The organism is Chitinophaga hostae (assembly GCF_018224885.1).
Taxonomy (GTDB): domain Bacteria; phylum Bacteroidota; class Bacteroidia; order Chitinophagales; family Chitinophagaceae; genus Chitinophaga; species Chitinophaga hostae.
In genome coordinates this window covers 78,622-95,686 of sequence record NZ_JAGTXB010000017.1, presented here as the reverse complement: position 1 = coordinate 95,686, position 17,065 = coordinate 78,622, and the positions used below count along the sequence as shown (strand labels likewise).

Sequence of the window (17,065 nt, the reverse complement as noted above, 5' to 3'; positions counted from 1 at the left end):
AGAAAAATTGTTGGTCGACTAAAAATTTGTGTTGCTGTAAGGAGGCTGTAAAAAGAAAATGGCTATTGGCATTCCCGGGAGCATGGGCGGGAGTGCCCGTGCTCCCCAGGAATTATTAATGGGGTAGTAAAAATGAACGAATTATTTGGCGTTTGCCACCAGTACCACATCCAGGTCAAAATCATCGTAGATGGCTTTGTCGCCGATGCCTTCAAAGAAGCTCTTGGAACCGTATTTAATGTTGTATTTGGTACGATCTACTTTAATGGCCGCTTTGGCGGTAAGCTTATTGCCGGCAACGGTTACGGTTGCGGGAAAAGTTACCGGGTTGGTGATGCCTTTGATAGTAAGATTACCGGTTACCTCGTAGTTACCGCCGCCTTTGGATGTTACGCTGGTGGTGGCAAAAGTAGCTGCCGGGAATTTTTCTACAGAGAAGAAGTCCTCGCTTTTCAGGTGTCCGAGTAACTTGGCGTTGGAGCCTTCGTCTTTGATATCTGTTACAGCAATGCTGCGGGTATCCAGTGAAAAGTTGCCACCTTTCAGCACGTTGCTTTCTACTTCCAGTTTGCCATCGGCCAGGTTGATGGTACCCTGATGTTGCCCGGTAACTTTTTTACCGGTCCAGCTCAGTTTACTTTCTTTTACATCTACCTGGAAAACAGTTGCTTTTCGGCTGGTAGCGGCTTTGGTTGGTTTTTCTCCTTTGTTGACAGTAGCAGGTGTAGTGAAGGACATCAGGAAGATGGAGCCTCCAATAAAGAACAGAGATGCTAATCGTTGCATATGTGTGTGTTTAAATTTGGTGCTAATTTAAGATGGGCCGGCGGATTAGCGTTTACGAGATCCGGAAATAAATGTTAAAATTATTTTTCTGCGATCAGCTCGTCCAGGTCATGGTTCCATTTTGCCACATAATCTTTGTAGTACTGACCTGTTACTTCACCGGTATAGCCTGTGTGTATTTGTCTTACTTCTCCCTTACGGTCAATGATAATGGTGGTAGGGAAGGCCATCATGCGATTGAGTGCAGGCAGTTTCTCTGACGCCACTTTTTTATCAGCAATACCGCCAAAAAGAATATCATATTCGATGTTGTATTTTTCTTTCAGCTTGCCCAGGGTATACTTTGCATATTCCAGGTCATCTTTTTGTTCAAACCCAATGGCGATGGCTGCTACGCCCCGGTCTTTGTTTTTGTTGTACCAGGGCGACAGGAAAGAAGTTTGATCGGTGCAATTAGGGCACCAGGTACCAATGATTTCCACGATCACCACCTTGCCCTTGTATTTGTCGTCGCTCAGGGAAACGTTGTGACCATTGAGGTCGGGCAGGGTAAAGTCGAGTTTTTTATAACCTTCCTTCAGGTAGGTGAGTTTGTAGGGATCCGGCAGTTCCGCTGCTGCATTTTTTTCGCCGTCGAATTTGATGTTGTTATAAATGCCCAGGCTGATTTCGCCGGTAAGCGACTTGTCATCGTTCACCTTACCTTTAATGTAGATGGGGCTTGGGCCTGTAAACCCTGACAGCTCAAACTCGTCGCCATGAACTGTTCCTTCCAGTTCGCGGCTATCGCCTACCACCGACATCACAACGCCGGTGAGTTTATTGCCTGTTTGTTTCAGCAGTCCGATCCTGTTAGGGGTTGGTTCCTTACTGTAAATTTTCAGGTCCCATTTACCGCTGATGTCGAATGCCGGTGCGGTTTCCGTGCCGGGTTCCGCAAAACGGTAGCTTTGCCCGTGTTCCGCAGTAAAAGGTAGTGCGTTGCCGCGGAAGTTGGGTACCAGGCTTCTGTATTCGCCTGAAATTTTACCATCAGACTCAATATGTGCTACCAGGGCGGCGTCGTAGGTATTCATCTTTATAAATAAAGAATCGTTGCCCAGGCGCTGTACATGGAAGTTATCCCGGCGTGTACCGTTGATCAGCGTAAAAGTGGCGTGCTCAGGGTCCTTGCCTTTTAATTCAAAATTAAAGGGCACCTGGGATTCGCTGAGCGTAAATACACCGCGCCAGATACCTTGTTTTACAAATGGTTTTTTAGGGGCAGCAAAGGAGTCGTTGCTGAATAGTCCTGCCACCATCAGGCCGGTTAAAAATAAATGCTTATGCGTTTTCATGGTTGTATATTATTGGTTGAACAATGCAAGTCTATGCCGGTCCTGGTGGGGCGACTAAGCGATGCTACAAAATAAAACTGGTGGTGAATACTGATGGAGTGGTGGCTTTTATCAGTGGTGGTAGGGCAAAGATAAAAGGGACTTTTATTATTTCCAAATAAAAGTCTATAAATTTTGTGGACTAATGCAGCGGAGGGGAACGCCTTCGGCGTTTGTCTTGGGGCAGGATTAGATTGATTATAAAGATTAGGATGATTTTATTTCTTTTTTAAATTTAATCATAAGGACCTTATAAAAGCGCTCGCTGATGGTAAATAAACAGCAGAAAAAAGAGAATAAAAATCAGAAAAATTATCATCATTTTCCCGATACTAAAAGCATTCAGGAAAAAAGAAGACTCCAATATGAAAAAGAAATAAAATCATCCTAATCTTCATAATCAATCTAATCCTGCCCCAAGACAAACGCCGAAGGCGTCCCCCTCCGCTGCATTTCCTCAAAAAAGAACTATTTTCGCGGTTTAAACCACCTGTTTTGCGTAATTCTGTTTTTTTAATAACACCACCATTTACCCAGTTGAACACGCCATACCCGGCCACTGCTTACCTGAAAGGATTTCTGAATACAAAAAATATTACTTCCTTCCAGGCTGACCTGGGTATTGAAGTGACGTTGCGTTTATTTTCAAAACGGGGGCTGGAGCAGTTGTTCGCACGTATTGCGGCAGCGCCGCCGGTGGCGGCTTCTGAGAATATCAGCCGCATGCTGGTATTACAGGAGGATTATATACAAACTATCGACGCAGTCATTTTATTTTTACAGGGAAAGAATCCCACCCTTGCACATCTTATCTGTAAAAGAGACTATTTACCGGAAGCATCGCGTTTTGCACAACTGGACGACCTGAACTGGGCTTTCGGTTCCATGGGTACCCAGGATAAGGCAAAACACCTGGCTACCATGTACCTGGAGGATTTATCGGATCTGATCATGGCCTGTGTGGACCCTCACTTTGGATTTAGCCGGTATGCAGAGCGGCTGAGTCGCTCTGCCAATAGCTTTGACGAATTGTACGATGCCCTGCAGGCAGATTATACTTATATAGACACGCTGCTGACTGATTTACTGGCGGAACATATGGAGCAGGTACAACCGGCCATGGTAGCCATTTCGGTGCCGTTTCCCGGTAATCTGTACGCTGCATTGCGTTGCGGGCAATGGGTGAAACAACATTACCCTGCGGTGAAAATAGCAATGGGTGGCGGGTTCCCCAATACCGAGCTGCGCTCGCTGGCGGATGTCCGGGTATTTGAATTTGTGGATTTTATTACGCTGGATGACGGAGAGGCGCCCATCGAGAACCTGCTGCTGTTCCTGGAGGGAAAGAAAACTGCGGAGGAGCTGAAACGTACTTTCCTGCTGAGCGATGAGCAGGTGACTTATGTAAACAGCAAAGCCACCCACGATTATAAGCAGGCCCAGCTGGGTACACCGGACTATAGTGATCTGTTGCTCGATAAATATATTTCCGCCATCGAGGTGGTAAATCCTATGCACAGCCTTTGGAGCGATGGCCGCTGGAACAAGCTGACCATGGCGCATGGCTGTTATTGGGGTAAATGTACTTTCTGTGATATTTCGCTGGATTATATAAAGATCTATGAGCCTGTCACCGCTTCGCTGTTGTGCGACCGTATGGAAGCTATCATTGTGCAAACGGGACAGAACGGGTTTCATTTTGTGGATGAAGCCGCGCCGCCTGCGCTGATGCGGGCATTAGCACTGGAAATCATCCGTCGTAAGCTTACCGTGAGCTGGTGGACCAATATACGGTTTGAAAAAAGCTTTACCCGTGATCTTTGCCTGTTGCTCAAAGCATCGGGCTGTATCGCCGTTTCCGGGGGGCTGGAGGTAGCCTCCGACCGTTTGCTGGGGTTGATACAGAAAGGGATCACTGTGGCCCAGGTAGCACGTGTAAACCGCCATTTTACGGAGGCTGGCATCATGGTGCATGCCTACCTGATGTATGGTTTTCCTACGCAAACGGCCCAGGAAACCATCGACGCGCTGGAAATGGTGCGGCAGATGTTCCAGGCGGGGATCTTACAGTCTGCCTTCTGGCACCAGTTTACCATGACGGCCCACAGTCCTGTGGGACTGGAGCCCGCAAAATTCAATGTACAAAAGGAAACCGACGAAACCGGGACTTTTGCCAATAACGATATCTTACACATTGATCCCAGCGGGGCAGATCATGAAACGTTTAGCTACGGACTGAAAAAGTCGCTGCTCAATTTTATGCATGGCGCCTGCCTGGATTATCCGCTGTCGAAATGGTTTGAGTTTAAAGTGCCCAAAACATCGGTACATCCGGACTTTATCACCAATGCGCTGATGGAGGAAGAAGCCGGTACCGTTAAACCGACTTCCAAAGTGGTATACCTTGGCAAACAACCGGCCATGGAGATCATTACCAAATCAAAGAAGGGGAGTACCTGGGAAATGTCTTCCCTGACCTTCCAGGGTAAAAAGGAAAAAGTGAATATCAGCGTACAACCGCCGCAGGGTGTGTGGTTAACAGGCATGCTGCAACAGCTGTCGGTGGCCAACCCCAAAACATATACCCTGCAGGAGGTAAAAGATAGCTACGAGGCTGCCGGACTGGATGATTTTGAGCTCTTCTGGGATAATAAGCCGGTTAACACCCTGCATAAGCTGGGGCTGTTGAAATTGTAGGGGAGCGCCTTCGGCGCTTGTCTTTGGGCAGGATTAGATTGATTTTGATGATTAAGATGATTTTAGTTTTTCCCTTTTATGATCCTTTACTTGCTGGCGAATCAATCAGAAAAACAAGTAAGCATCTTTCAAAAAAGAAATAAAATCAGTACAATCATCAAAATCAATCTAATCCTGCCCAAAGACAAGCGCCGAAGGCGCTCCCCTCCGCACCAATAACTTTCTCCCCACCCCGGGGATTTTCCCGGTATCAGTCATGAGGAAAAAGTCAAATATTTGTTTCCACTAAACTGACCACACAATGAGCGATCAAATGTCCCTCACCGGCTACGGTTGTGATAACCAGGGCCACCTGAATCCTACTCCCGAACAGCTGGACTACAACATGCCGTTCACCTCTGATCCGCAAACCTTTGGGATGCCGATTACTGTTGGCGCCTATTTTGGCATGCTTAACAACTTTTATTTGTTGCTGTTGAGCAACCCGGCGTTAAAAGCTGCTTTCCAGGGTAATTATTTTGTAGATTTCAGTAAAGCGTCGCTCCTGCGTATACTCAGCCAGGAAGGTTGTGAGTATATTCGTTTTCACTTTGCGGTACCGGAAGCAGACCAGAAGATCAGTCTTTCTGCAGAAGGGCTTAACGTTGTCCGGGAGCAGATAGGGTATGCGCAATTGCTGGATAAAGCCACCAACAATAATATGTTGCCGGCTACCGGCGATCCGAAAATTGAGGAAAGGGGTAATGGGAAGCTTCCGCTGCCTCCGGCGTTAAAGCATTTGTTTGAGCTGTTGAAGGCACAGGGATCTCCTTTCGCTACTGCCGACCTTGACCAGATAGTATAGTTTCAAAATGGACTTTTAAATTGATGTGCCGATGAACGGATGGGTTTATGCTTATTATGTTTTACTGGTAGCCTGCTTTATTATTAGTTTGTTTCACCTGGAACACAGGGAAGTGAAAATATTAAGCGTGCTGTTGGGGGTGTCTATTATTACGGAAGTGATAGTGGAGTTAATCGGCACAGAAGGTTTAGGTTTTTTTATAGTGTATCATTTTTTTGTGGTGCTGGAATATAGTCTGATTACAATTATTCTCCGATCGGGAATCAGGGATTATCGCTGGCGGTTATTAATGGGTGTTTCGATTTTTGTTTTTTGCTTCGTATCCCTGTTTTACAGCTTTGTATTGGGAGGATGGCATGCCTTTCCGGGCATCAATATCACCATAGAAAGCTTCCTGGTTATTTGCTGGTGCCTTTTATCCTTTTTTTCTATAACCCCGGATAGTGAAGCGTCTATATTCCGGCACCCTGTTTTTTGGTTAACCCTTGCTTTTTTTATTTATTTCGCGGCTTCGGTGAGCGTAAATGCCTTTTATAACCTGTTATTGGAGAACGACACTACCAGGGCCAGGCATTTTTTCGCCGTTTTAAATTCATTATCCAATTACCTGTTGTATATTATGCTGATAAAAGGCGTCGTATGCTTCCGGTCAAACAGGATCTCTTTGTAGCTGTGATTTTTATTTCATTGTTGGTCACTATCATGGGACTGGTGGTGGTAGCGGCAGTGATTAGTTATAAAAAGAAGCAGGATGCTTATTTACATCAGCTTAAACTAATGAAAGAAGATTACGACAAACAGCTTATGTGGTCCCAGATTGAAATGCAGGAAGAAGCCTTTGCCCACCTGGGGCAGGAGCTGCACGACGATATAGGCCAGTTGCTGAGCAGTACCAAGCTCCTGATAAATGTTACCCAACGGAGCATGAACGAAATTCCGGATACCCTGCAAACAGCTGAAGAAACCCTGACTACGGCCATTCAACACCTGCGGGCACTTTCCAAATCATTCAGCCGTCAATGGCTGGATCAGTTTAGTTTGATCGAAAACCTGAAGGCAGAAGTAGAACGGATCAATACCAGCAGAGCGATAGAAGTCAAGTTTACCCATGAGATGATGGTATTGCCCCTGCAGGCAGAGCCACAGATCATACTCTTTCGTATTATACAGGAAGCGATACAAAATTGTATCAAACATGCCCGGCCGCAGGTAATTGATATCAGTATCCGGGAAGCAGCGCAACAATTGATACTCATTATCGCAGATGATGGCTCCGGCTTTGACAAAGCGGGCATGTCATCCATCGGTATGGGTATCCGCAATATGCAGCATCGCACCAACCTGCTTGGAGGCGATATCCGCTGGGAGGTAACTACCGCGGGTGGCACAGCTGTATTGATCACATTACCCCTAGAATAATTTTGTATGAACATCAATATTGGTATTGCAGACGATCACCAGCTTTTTCTTAAGTCACTCAGCTTGCTGATCAGTGGCTTTAGTGGTTTTCAGATTGTAGCAGAAGCTGTGAACGGAAAAGAGATGCTGGACAAACTGGCCCAGCTGCCGGCTCAGCCGGATATCCTGTTACTCGACGTTAATATGCCCGTGATGGATGGCGCCAAAACCACCGAAGCGGTGCTGAAGTTATATCCCACCGTGAAAGTGGTGGCCTTGTCGATGAAAGATAATGACGCCACGATCATTGAAATGCTGAAAGCCGGTTGCTGTGCCTATCTCCTGAAAGATATCCATCCAACAGAACTGGAAAAGGCATTAACGGAAATCTATAACACCGGCATTTATTACAACGATGCCTCCAACGTAAATTACCGCCGCCTGCTGCTGCAGTCGGAGCAGAAACAAACGCTCACCGACCGGGAAAGGGAATTCCTCAGTCTTGCCTGCAGCGACCTCACCTACAAAGCCATCGCCGCTAAAATGAATGTCACCGAAAGAACGGTAGACGGTTACCGGGAGATATTATTTAACAAACTGAATGTACAGAGCCGCACCGGTATGGTGCTGGAAGCCCTGCGAAGACAACTCGTCACGTTATAATGTCCAGAATCGGACATCCTGTTTCCGATTCCGGACAATTGATTAATTGCCATGAGCAATAAGCGCCTGGTAATCATATGATGCATTAGCTGGCATTTTGTTTGGCGCGTTTGTTCCCTTATCAATCCACGGCTATGCTCAGAAGTTATTTCAATATTGCTCTTCGCCACCTCCGTAAAAATAGGGGATATAGTTTGTTGAATATTGCCGGGCTGGCTACCGGTATCGTTTGTGCGGCGCTTATTGGTTTATGGATAGAAGCGGAGCTGACCTATAACCATGATATACCGGGGTATAAAAATTTATACCTGGTGAGGGAAAATCAAACCTATGATGGAAAGACAGATACTTACAGAGCTACGCCCGGGCCTATGGCAAAGGCTTTGCCGGGAGATATTCCGGGTATAGCAAAAACAGCCCGTTCAGGTGGCAATTCCCGGGAACTTTTTTCCGATGGAAAGAAGACCATGAACATAAATGGCTGTTATGCCGACGCCAACCTCATGTCCATGCTGTCGTTGCAGTTGGTGCATGGTAATGCAGCGACTGCGTTTCAGCAGCTGAATTCGCTGGTGATCAGCGAAGAAATGGCCACTGACTTTTTTGGTAAACAAGACCCGGTCGGTAAAACGCTGAAGGTGAATAACGGCAACGACTATATGATTACCGGTGTATTTAAGGCGCCTCCTGAAAACGGATCTTTTCAATTCCAGTGGCTGGCTCCTTTTGACATAGAGGAGGGGCGGCAGGCGTGGTTAAGGCGATGGGATGCTAATGGTATACAAACCTACGTGCAGCTGCAGCCAACAGCAGATCTGGCGGTGATCAACAGGCAGCTGAAAGGATATTTAGCCACAAAAGGTGATATATCAACGGAATGTTTTTTACAGGCAATGGACGACTGGCATCTCTATGATCAGTATACAGACGGGAAACTGTCGGGTGGCAGGATCCAGTATGTACGTTTATTCAGCCTGATAGCCGGCATTATTTTACTGATAGCCTGTATCAACTTTATGAACCTGGCCACCGCCAATTCTGAAAAAAGAGCCAGGGAAGTAGGCGTGCGTAAGGTGATGGGCGCCGGAAAAGGGCGGCTGCTGCTGCAATTTATGGCGGAGTCGGTATTGATGGCTTATGTTGCAGTGGGAGTGGCATTGTTGGCATTATTGGTGGTGTTGCCATTGTTCAATGCAGTGGTGGGAAAACAGTTATCCCTGGATTTATTTAACCCCCTGCATATCGTTTTATTATTGCTTATAGGATTAATAACAGGTGTGGTAGCCGGTAGTTACCCGGCGCTGTATCTTTCTTCGTTTAACCCGGTGGGTGCATTGAAACAGTTAAAGGCAAGGGGTGGCAGCGCTGCCGGTTTTATAAGAAGAGGGCTGGTGGTAACCCAGTTTACTGTAAGCATTGTACTGATCATCAGCACCGTCATCGTGTATCAACAGATACATCATGTAAAGTCGCGTAACCTGGGCTTTGAAAAGGACCGGCTGATATCAGTAGTTCTGCAGGGAGAGCTGGGAAAGCATTTTGACGCGCTTGTTCACGACCTCCGTCAAACCGGCCTGGTAGCCGATGCAGCGCTTAGCCAGTCGCCCATGCTGAATATCTGGTACAATATGGGAGGTTATTCCTGGAAGGGCATGGATCCATCAAAAGATGTGTTGGTTACTTACAATGGGGTGAGTCCTCAGTATATACACACCATGAATATGCGCCTGGTGGCCGGGCGGGATTTTTATGAAGATGCCCGTGCAGACAGTAACAGCGTCATCATCAATCAGTCCATGGCAGCGCAGATGGGCGCCGAAGGGCGGGTAGGAGGAATCATCCGGCATAGTAACCGGGCATATAATATAGTAGGCATCGTTGGAGATTTCCTGTATAATAACATGTATGTGAACGGTGCACCTTTCCTGTTGTACAGCAATGCGGAGTATCCGGGTTATATCAGTGTGCGTTTTAAACAGGATGCGGATATCAGCAAAGCGCTGGCGCAGACAGAAAAAATATTTACCCGCTATAACCCCGCTTATCCTTTTGAATACGCCTTTACGGATGTAGAATTTACGAAGTTCTTTAACGAAGAAGCGCTTACCGGTAAACTCGCCGGTATTTTTGCCAGCCTGGCGATCTTTATCTCCTGCCTGGGTTTATTCGGTTTAGCCGCCTATACAGCGGAGCGCAGAACCAAGGAGATAGGTATCCGCAAAGTAATGGGCGCCTCTGTAGCAGGACTTACAGGTCTTTTGTCGCGGGAGTTTATGAAACTGGTGGCGGTGTCCTGTTTGCTGGCTTTCCCGGCCGCCTGGTGGCTGATGAACAACTGGCTCAATGAATACGCCTACCGCATTACTATCAGCTGGTGGATCTTTATAATAGCGGGTATATTGGCGATGCTGATAGCGCTGGCAACAGTGAGTTACCAGGCATTAAAGGCAGCGCTGGCGAACCCCGTCAAGAGTTTGAGGGCAGAGTAAGTACACTATTGCCTGTTTACCGCTATAACACCTCCGTTGGCCGCTTTTTCCGGGGCATTCACCTTTTTCCCTGCTGTGATCAGCCGTGTTGTTGTATTTTCGATCGTCAATTTGAACCAAACCTGTTTTAGATGATCAATCAACAACCGATGCCTGATCCTATCCTGGAGGTAAAGGAACTGAATGTTAGTTATGGCGCTTTCCAGGCAGTGAAGGATGTTTCCTTTGGGGTATATGGTGGTGAAATATTTGGGCTGCTGGGGCCCAACGGCGCCGGCAAAACGAGTACGCTCAGTGCTGTTGAAGGTTTGTTACACCCTGTTTCCGGTACCGTTACGGTAGCGGGTTTTGATACCCGGGAAAAACCCTTGCATGCCCGCGCCAATATGGGCGTACAGTTACAGGCTACCAGCTTTCAACCCGAACTTACCATCGCAGAAATCATTCGTCTCTTTGCCAGCATATACGGCGTGGATCTGCAGGATGATGCAGTAAAGCGGAAACTGGCAGAGATCAGTCTTGAAGAAGCCGCCGGCAAAAAAATCTCCCAGCTATCCGGCGGACAACAACAGCGGGTATCGCTGGTGATTTCCACTATACATGATCCGCAGCTCGTGTTGCTCGACGAACCTACTACCGGGCTGGATCCGCAATCGAGACGACAGCTATGGGAGCGCATGGAACATTTCCGTAACAACGGTCATGCCGTGTTGCTCACTACCCATTCCATGGAAGAGGCGGAAGCGGTATGCGACCGCATTGCTATCATTGATCACGGGCGTATTATTGCGATCGATACGCCGGAGGCGCTGATAGAAAAGCACCGGCATGATCCGGAAGTATTGAAGGTGGTGCGTAAGGGGAAAGTAACCCTGGAAGATGTATTTATTGGTTTAACCGGTACGGCTGTACGTCCCTGATAAAAAGCTTACATGATGGAAACAAGGATACCAAAAAATTCTGCCGTGATGGCTGCCCTGCTCCGGGCCGACTTCACCACGCTCTGGCGTAATCGCCGGTCTTTCAGGCTGGTGCTGATTGTGCCGTTAATCATATTGATTTCATGGAAAGGACTGATTGATAAACTGGGTGGTGTATTTGTACTTTCTTCCTGTATTACCATCGGGCTGACCAGCATCGGGCTGATGGGGTATTCCAATAGCATCGCGCGCGACCGCGACAGGGGCGTATTCCAGCGTTTGAGGGTAGGCCCTGTTTCGGCATGGACAATTATGATAAGCCGTTTATCGGTACAGATAGCGATGATTGTGTTGATGACGGTATTGGTTTTTGTGGTAGGTTATTTTGTAGATCACATACAGATATCTCCCGCCGGATATGCAGCCGGGTTGTTGATGTCGATGCTGGGAGGAGCCGTGTACCTGGGTTTGGGGCAGGCGATCGTAGGACGGATAAAGAATCCTGATACCGTTAACTCCACCACGCGACTGGTTTACTTTGTGTTTATTATGATAGGTATGTTTGGCGAGTTTGGGGTATTGGGAGAAGTGATAGAAAAGCTGGTGATCTGGTCGCCCTATGGTGTGGTAAGAAAAGTGCTGGCAGCAAGTCTTGCGCCGGCAACCTGGAGCCTGGAAACTACCTGGGCGCTGCTGGCGTCCATTGGATATACAGCGGTTTTCGTTATACTGGGAGTGAAATGGTTTAAATGGGAGAGTAAGTAACGCGTATTGTATTTTGGGGAGATGGAGTACGCTCCATCTCCCCAAAATAACAAATATTTACTTAGCCGCTTTCAGTTTTGAATTGATAAATTCCCATTCGTTGATATGTGCATTGCGGTGTTCTTTCTTTACAATAGCATCAAATGCGGGGATCATATCGGGATGAGATGCCGCTATGTTATGTTCTTCTGATTTATCTTTCGCCAGGTCATATAATTCCCAGGCCGCATCGGGATTTTTCTTCAGGCCATTTTTTATAGCTTTCCACTGTCCCATACGGATGGCCACTGCGCCACCTTTCTCCGGATATTCAAAATAGATATATTTCCTGCTGGCCTGTTGACCATGTTTGCCGGTCATTTCCGGTAACAGGGAAATACCATCGTTCGCGGGAGCTTTTATACCTGCTATATCCGCAAACGTAGCCATCATATCATATTGCACACCTGGCAGCTCAGATGTTTTGCCGGCAGGAATTTTTCCCGGCCATCTGGCAATAAGCGGTTCACGGATACCGCCTTCATAGAGATCCATTTTAAACCCTCTAAGACCGCCGGTGCTGTTAAAGAAAGCGGGATCCACGCCACCATTAAACGTGGTGCCGTTGTCGCTCGAAAACATGATGATCGTATTATCGTCCAGCCCCATGCTTGCAACGAGATCCATGATAATACCGACTTGTGTATCAAGGTAAGTGATCATCGCCGCATAGGCCGACAGCGGATATTTATGTGGCGTATAGCCTTGCTGTCCGTAATACGGCTTTTCATTAAACTGCCCGATATACTGTTTCAGCGCACTATCCGGCACTTGCAGGGACACATGTGGTATCGTATACGGAAGATAGAGGAAGAAAGGGGACGACTGATGCGACTTGATAAACCGCGTCGCTTTTTTTGTCATTTCATCTACTGCATAATCTTTTCCTTTGTAGTATTCGAAATCATTATCGGTAGCGGCTTCCGGCTGCAGTGGTTTGTGTACGTTGATGTATTGGTTATGCAAACTATCGGCTTTGCCGTTTTCCCAGAGATGGCTGGGATAGTAGTTATGCGCCTGCTTCTGATCGAGATAACCATAAAAATAGTTGAAGCCCTGCTTATTAGGATCTCCGCTGCTGTATTGCATTCCAAGGCCCCATTTACCTACCGCAGCCGTGGTGTACCCCGCCTGTTGCAGCATACTGCCAACAGTGATGGTGCCTTCAGGTAAGGGCATTTGTCCGCCTTCGAGCGAATCGGGGAATCCTCCCATTTCATAATTGCCCCTGATATATGAATGGCCCCCATGACGCCCGGTGAGCAGCATACAGCGTGCCGGCGCACAAACCGGTGTGCTGGTATAAAACTGGTTGAAATGAATGCCCTCTGCCGACAGCCGGTCAAGATTCGGCGTTTTTATTTTTTGCTGGCCATAAGGCCCTGTTTCAGCATATCCCAGGTCATCGGCATAAATAAATATGATGTTGGGTTTTTGTCGGCCGGCGGCAGACTTTTTGCTTTGTGCAGCGCTGATACCAGGCAGCGCGGCTAAAGTGAATAAAAGGATTTGTTTTACCATAACGATCAAATATTTGCGTCAAGATAAAGTAGAATATTTACTGTGACCGCATTTATTGCGCAAGCGTTTGCGTATGGTCATTTATGGTTACCGTGTTTTTATGTGATGGTGTTGCTGAAAAAATACTGCGGTGAAATTTTGGAAAAATGGACGGGGTGTGTATATTTGCAGCCCTGACACAATATCAGTTGCCCAGATGGCGAAATTGGTAGACGCACTGTGTTCAGGTCGCAGCGCCTGCAAGGGTGTGCTGGTTCGAATCCAGTTCTGGGCACGTAATAGGTTGTAAGTATTTGACTTACAACCTATTTTTTTGTGTCAATGTCGTTTTTGTACGCTTTTACCTGAATGAATGACACGCCCTTTATACCAGCAACCTTTCCCACTGATGTTTCTGGAAACGCATACCTAATTTTTACCTCTGAGGAAAATCCTGTTTACAATTAACCATCATTTATGGAGCGTTATAGAAAAATTATACTTGTCATTTCGACAATTATTTTTTACTTTACAAAAAAACGATCAATACGCTGTACCAAAAATGGATATCATTGGCAGGCACTCGATAACCCAGGTTGATTCCACGGCCCGGCATTACGGTTGGGCGTTCGCGTTTAGGAGGGGCACCATGAAAGGTAAGCGGATTGAGAAGGTTCAAGATTTTATAGAGCTGGCTGAGAATCGTATTGCAGACAACCTCAATGCAAGAAAAATAAGTTTTGAAGGCATGGCTGCATTAAGCACGGAATTGGATACATTCTCAAGTGATGAAAATACAAGATAGCAGAAGAACTGGTTGCAGATCAGGGTATTTCTGTGAGCAAGACCTGTAGATTGATTTACTTTCCACGTTAGAAATTTCTACTTCTGTATCCGCAGGAATGACAGCGCTTTAATTGAGGCGCTTCAGTTACTTCTATTCAAACACACCTAATATGGCTTTCGTAAACTTCTCGCTTATTTGCGGCAGGCAGGGCATCGCAGGATTCACAAAGGAGTATACCATGTATACAGGTTCCCTCATCTCAATAAGCTAAAGAAGTTAAAACCCAGCGCACCAGCTCATATCATGCAGCCATTGGAATAACAAACCAATGTTAATGCTACGTGGGATACAGATGAGAGGCAATTTGACAGGCAGGTCATGAACGAGCACAGTGAAGGAAAAACTAAAGTCCGTATAGGCGTGCCGTTATCAAAGCTATTTATATTTTAAAACCCTTTCCAGATGACAAAAAGCGGCTTCCTGTTCCTTCTAATCGGCGTTATAATGCCAATTTAAAAGGACTTGCGGAATTAATAAAAACCTGTGTACACGTACCAACAGAAGGACTCTCGCCGCTTCTGCGTAACAAAAGGCACCAGTTTATGCTGTTCCCGGAATACCGCAAAGTGTCAAAGGAACCAACAATAAATTCCAAATAGAAAAATGAGTTTACTATGAACAGAAAAGTAAGAACCCTCACAATCGCATTTGCTTTTTTAACCGGCGCGGTAGCAGCGCAGGAGGTAAAAGATGATTTTAAACCCTCAATTTTTAACCAGTCGGGCCAGCTATACCCCCAGGTCAACTCGCAGGGGTATGCCAGGTTTAAAATAAAAGCTCCTATGGCGGACAGTGTAAGGGTAAGTTTGGGGCTTGGTGGCAGTGGGGGCACTATCCTGGCTAGGGATGCCGACGGTTTTTTTATAGGCACCACCGCAGGGCCCATGGATGAAGGGTTTCATTATTACCATGTAATGGTAGATAATGGTATGTTCAATGATCCCGGCGCGCTTAACTTTTATGGTTCTACCCGTTGGGAAAGCGGCATAGAAATACCTGCGCAGGATCGCGACTTCTACGCGTTAAAAGATGTGCCGCATGGCCAGGTATCACAGGTATTGTTCCCTTCAAAAAGTACCGGCATTACCCGCAGGGCTTTTGTGTACACCCCTCCGGATTATGAGAAGGATATGAAAAAACATTATCCTGTTTTGTACCTGCAACATGGCTGGGGCGAGGATGAAACCGCATGGAGCAACCAGGGTTTTGCTAATTTGATTATGGATAATCTCATTGCCCATGGCGAAATAAAGCCATTCATTATTGTAATGACTTATGGCATGACCAATGAAATTAAATGGGGCGGAATCAGAAATTTTAAAATCGATTCTTTTCAGACAGTCCTGGTAAATGAATTGATTCCTTACGTTGATAGTCATTTCCGCACATTGCCAGACCAGCTAAGCCGGGCTATGGCAGGGCTTTCTATGGGTGGTATGGAAACAAAAAAGATTGCCTTGGCCAATCCCGGTGTATTCTCCTATTATGGGCTTTTAAGCGGAGGTACTTTTGCGCCGGACGATTTAAAAACCGATCAACAAAAACCTAAACTGGTGTTTTTAAGTTGTGGCAGCAAAGAAAATCCAGCGAATGTAAAAAAGGCTGCCGATGAATTGAAAACAGCGGGTTTTAACGCTGTATCTTATGTGTCGCCGGGAACCGCGCATGAGTTTTTAACATGGAGAAGAAGCCTGAAAGCAATGGCGCCATTGCTTTTCAGGTAAAAAATGTAAAATATGATAAAAGAAAAAAGAAGCTATTTTAACCTCAGGCTGATCGCTCTTATTGCGGGTATATGTATAACCACCGGGCTATTTGGCCAGGACAAAAATTTTCATATTTATCTATGCCTCGGCCAGTCAAACATGGAGGGAAACGCAAAGGTACAGACCATTGACAGCGCAGGTATCAGCGACAGATTTAAGGTATTGGCTGCGGTAGATTGCGACAACCGTGGCCGAAAAATGGGTAGCTGGTACACCGCTGTGCCTCCACTTACGCGCTGCTACACAGGTCTTAGCCCGGCAGATTATTTCGGAAGAACGATGGTTGAAAATCTCCCCGAAAAAATAAATGTGGGTATAATCAACGTTTCAGTAGGCGGGTGTAAAATTGAATTATTTGATGAAGACAGTTGTGCCTCCTACGCGGCACGCCAGCCTGAGTGGATGAAGAATATGATTAAAGAATATGCCGGTAACCCGTACCAAAGGTTGGTAGAAATGGCAAAACTGGCTCAGAAAAATGGCGTCATCAAAGGCGTTTTATTACATCAGGGGGAATCCAATAATGGAGATACGTTATGGCCTCAAAAAGTAAAGAAAGTATATGACCGCCTTTTAAAAGACCTCAACCTCGACGCAGAGAAAGTGCCGTTAATTGCTGGTGAGTTGGTTCCCGAAGACCAGAACGGATCCTGCGCCGGTATGAATAAAATTATAGGCATGCTTCCTCAAACTATTCCTACGGCACATATTGTTTCATCCGCAACATGCGAGGGCGTAAAAGACAGGCTGCACTTTAGCGCTGCCGGATACAGGGAACTGGGCAAACGATATGCGGCTGTTATGCTGGAGCTGATGGGTAAAAAAATCACGGCTGAATAAGTATGATTTTTCCCTGAAACTTAATAATAGGATTACATATTTTATGAGCGGTAAGTGAGGCATTCGTTGTTAGTTAGATTTTTTATGGTGCAATGATTGGGTAGCACCTGGTTTATTACAGAAATTTTATGAACC

The 17,065-nt window shown here is 46.4% G+C and carries 14 protein-coding genes and 1 tRNA gene; 12 read left to right on the top strand and 3 right to left on the bottom strand.

Going from position 1 to position 17,065, the window contains the following annotated elements:
- Positions 1-141 precede the first annotated feature (141 nt).
- Complete coding sequence (locus tag KE626_RS25855; protein WP_211975915.1) at positions 142-786, bottom strand: YceI family protein; 645 nt, start codon at positions 784-786, stop codon at positions 142-144.
- An 80-nt stretch (positions 787-866) separates the two neighbouring features.
- A complete protein-coding gene (locus tag KE626_RS25850) occupies positions 867-2,123 on the bottom strand; it encodes a peroxiredoxin family protein (protein WP_211975914.1) in 1,257 nt (418 codons plus the stop codon).
- 534 nt (positions 2,124-2,657) lie between these two features.
- On the opposite strand from KE626_RS25850, the gene KE626_RS25845 reads away from it, so the two are divergent.
- The 8 genes from KE626_RS25845 to KE626_RS25810 all read left to right on the top strand — a co-directional run bounded on the left by KE626_RS25845 (position 2,658) and on the right by KE626_RS25810 (position 11,938).
- On the top strand, positions 2,658-4,859 hold the full coding sequence (locus tag KE626_RS25845; RefSeq protein ID WP_211975913.1) for a B12-binding domain-containing radical SAM protein: 2,202 nt from the start codon (positions 2,658-2,660) through the stop codon (positions 4,857-4,859).
- A 301-nt stretch (positions 4,860-5,160) separates the two neighbouring features.
- The gene (locus tag KE626_RS25840; RefSeq protein ID WP_211975912.1) at positions 5,161-5,703 is read left to right on the top strand and encodes a hypothetical protein; all 543 of its coding nucleotides are present in this window, start codon (positions 5,161-5,163) and stop codon (positions 5,701-5,703) included.
- Between the two features lie 31 nt (positions 5,704-5,734).
- The gene (locus KE626_RS25835) at positions 5,735-6,373 is read left to right on the top strand and encodes a hypothetical protein (protein ID WP_211975911.1); all 639 of its coding nucleotides are present in this window, start codon (positions 5,735-5,737) and stop codon (positions 6,371-6,373) included.
- A complete protein-coding gene (locus KE626_RS25830; protein WP_211975910.1) occupies positions 6,343-7,122 on the top strand; it encodes a sensor histidine kinase in 780 nt (259 codons plus the stop codon). Before KE626_RS25835 ends, KE626_RS25830 begins: the two co-directional genes overlap by 31 nt.
- 6 nt (positions 7,123-7,128) lie before the next feature.
- On the top strand, positions 7,129-7,764 hold the full coding sequence (locus tag KE626_RS25825; RefSeq protein ID WP_211975909.1) for a response regulator transcription factor: 636 nt from the start codon (positions 7,129-7,131) through the stop codon (positions 7,762-7,764).
- A 134-nt stretch (positions 7,765-7,898) separates the two neighbouring features.
- The gene (locus tag KE626_RS25820; RefSeq protein WP_211975908.1) at positions 7,899-10,253 is read left to right on the top strand and encodes an ABC transporter permease; all 2,355 of its coding nucleotides are present in this window, start codon (positions 7,899-7,901) and stop codon (positions 10,251-10,253) included.
- A gap of 131 nt (positions 10,254-10,384) precedes the next feature.
- Positions 10,385-11,173: an ABC transporter ATP-binding protein gene (locus KE626_RS25815; RefSeq protein WP_249207692.1), complete on the top strand. Its 789-nt coding sequence runs from the start codon at positions 10,385-10,387 to the stop codon at positions 11,171-11,173.
- A gap of 15 nt (positions 11,174-11,188) precedes the next feature.
- Positions 11,189-11,938, top strand: a complete 750-nt coding sequence (locus KE626_RS25810) for an ABC transporter permease (protein ID WP_211975907.1) — start codon at positions 11,189-11,191, stop codon at positions 11,936-11,938.
- A 57-nt stretch (positions 11,939-11,995) separates the two neighbouring features.
- On the opposite strand, the gene KE626_RS25805 is transcribed toward KE626_RS25810, so the two are convergent.
- On the bottom strand, positions 11,996-13,498 hold the full coding sequence (locus KE626_RS25805; protein ID WP_211975906.1) for an arylsulfatase: 1,503 nt from the start codon (positions 13,496-13,498) through the stop codon (positions 11,996-11,998).
- Between the two features lie 190 nt (positions 13,499-13,688).
- On the opposite strand from KE626_RS25805, the gene KE626_RS25800 reads away from it, so the two are divergent.
- From KE626_RS25800 to KE626_RS25785, 4 genes are all read left to right on the top strand, one after another.
- A tRNA-Leu gene (locus tag KE626_RS25800) sits at positions 13,689-13,772 on the top strand.
- 207 nt (positions 13,773-13,979) lie between these two features.
- A complete protein-coding gene (locus KE626_RS25795; RefSeq protein ID WP_211975905.1) occupies positions 13,980-14,282 on the top strand; it encodes a hypothetical protein in 303 nt (100 codons plus the stop codon).
- A 656-nt stretch (positions 14,283-14,938) separates the two neighbouring features.
- Positions 14,939-16,048 (top strand): alpha/beta hydrolase, encoded by a 1,110-nt coding sequence (locus KE626_RS25790; RefSeq protein ID WP_211975904.1) that lies wholly within the window; start codon positions 14,939-14,941, stop codon positions 16,046-16,048.
- A 12-nt stretch (positions 16,049-16,060) separates the two neighbouring features.
- The gene (locus tag KE626_RS25785; RefSeq protein WP_211975903.1) at positions 16,061-16,930 is read left to right on the top strand and encodes a sialate O-acetylesterase; all 870 of its coding nucleotides are present in this window, start codon (positions 16,061-16,063) and stop codon (positions 16,928-16,930) included.
- The last annotated feature ends 135 nt before the right edge of the window (positions 16,931-17,065 follow it).

Bases quoted from the DNA above. Each gene is read 5' to 3' on its own strand.
- KE626_RS25855 (WP_211975915.1), bottom strand. From the start codon at position 786: ATGCAACGATTAGCATCTCTGTTCTTTATTGGAGGCTCCATCTTCCTG.
- KE626_RS25850 (WP_211975914.1), bottom strand. From the start codon at position 2,123: ATGAAAACGCATAAGCATTTATTTTTAACCGGCCTGATGGTGGCAGGA.
- KE626_RS25840 (WP_211975912.1), top strand. From the start codon at position 5,161: ATGAGCGATCAAATGTCCCTCACCGGCTACGGTTGTGATAACCAGGGC.
- KE626_RS25835 (WP_211975911.1), top strand. From the start codon at position 5,735: ATGAACGGATGGGTTTATGCTTATTATGTTTTACTGGTAGCCTGCTTT.
- KE626_RS25830 (WP_211975910.1), top strand. From the start codon at position 6,343: ATGCTTCCGGTCAAACAGGATCTCTTTGTAGCTGTGATTTTTATTTCA.
- KE626_RS25825 (WP_211975909.1), top strand. From the start codon at position 7,129: ATGAACATCAATATTGGTATTGCAGACGATCACCAGCTTTTTCTTAAG.
- KE626_RS25820 (WP_211975908.1), top strand. From the start codon at position 7,899: ATGCTCAGAAGTTATTTCAATATTGCTCTTCGCCACCTCCGTAAAAAT.
- KE626_RS25815 (WP_249207692.1), top strand. From the start codon at position 10,385: ATGATCAATCAACAACCGATGCCTGATCCTATCCTGGAGGTAAAGGAA.
- KE626_RS25810 (WP_211975907.1), top strand. From the start codon at position 11,189: ATGGAAACAAGGATACCAAAAAATTCTGCCGTGATGGCTGCCCTGCTC.
- KE626_RS25805 (WP_211975906.1), bottom strand. From the start codon at position 13,498: ATGGTAAAACAAATCCTTTTATTCACTTTAGCCGCGCTGCCTGGTATC.
- KE626_RS25790 (WP_211975904.1), top strand. From the start codon at position 14,939: ATGAACAGAAAAGTAAGAACCCTCACAATCGCATTTGCTTTTTTAACC.
- KE626_RS25785 (WP_211975903.1), top strand. From the start codon at position 16,061: ATGATAAAAGAAAAAAGAAGCTATTTTAACCTCAGGCTGATCGCTCTT.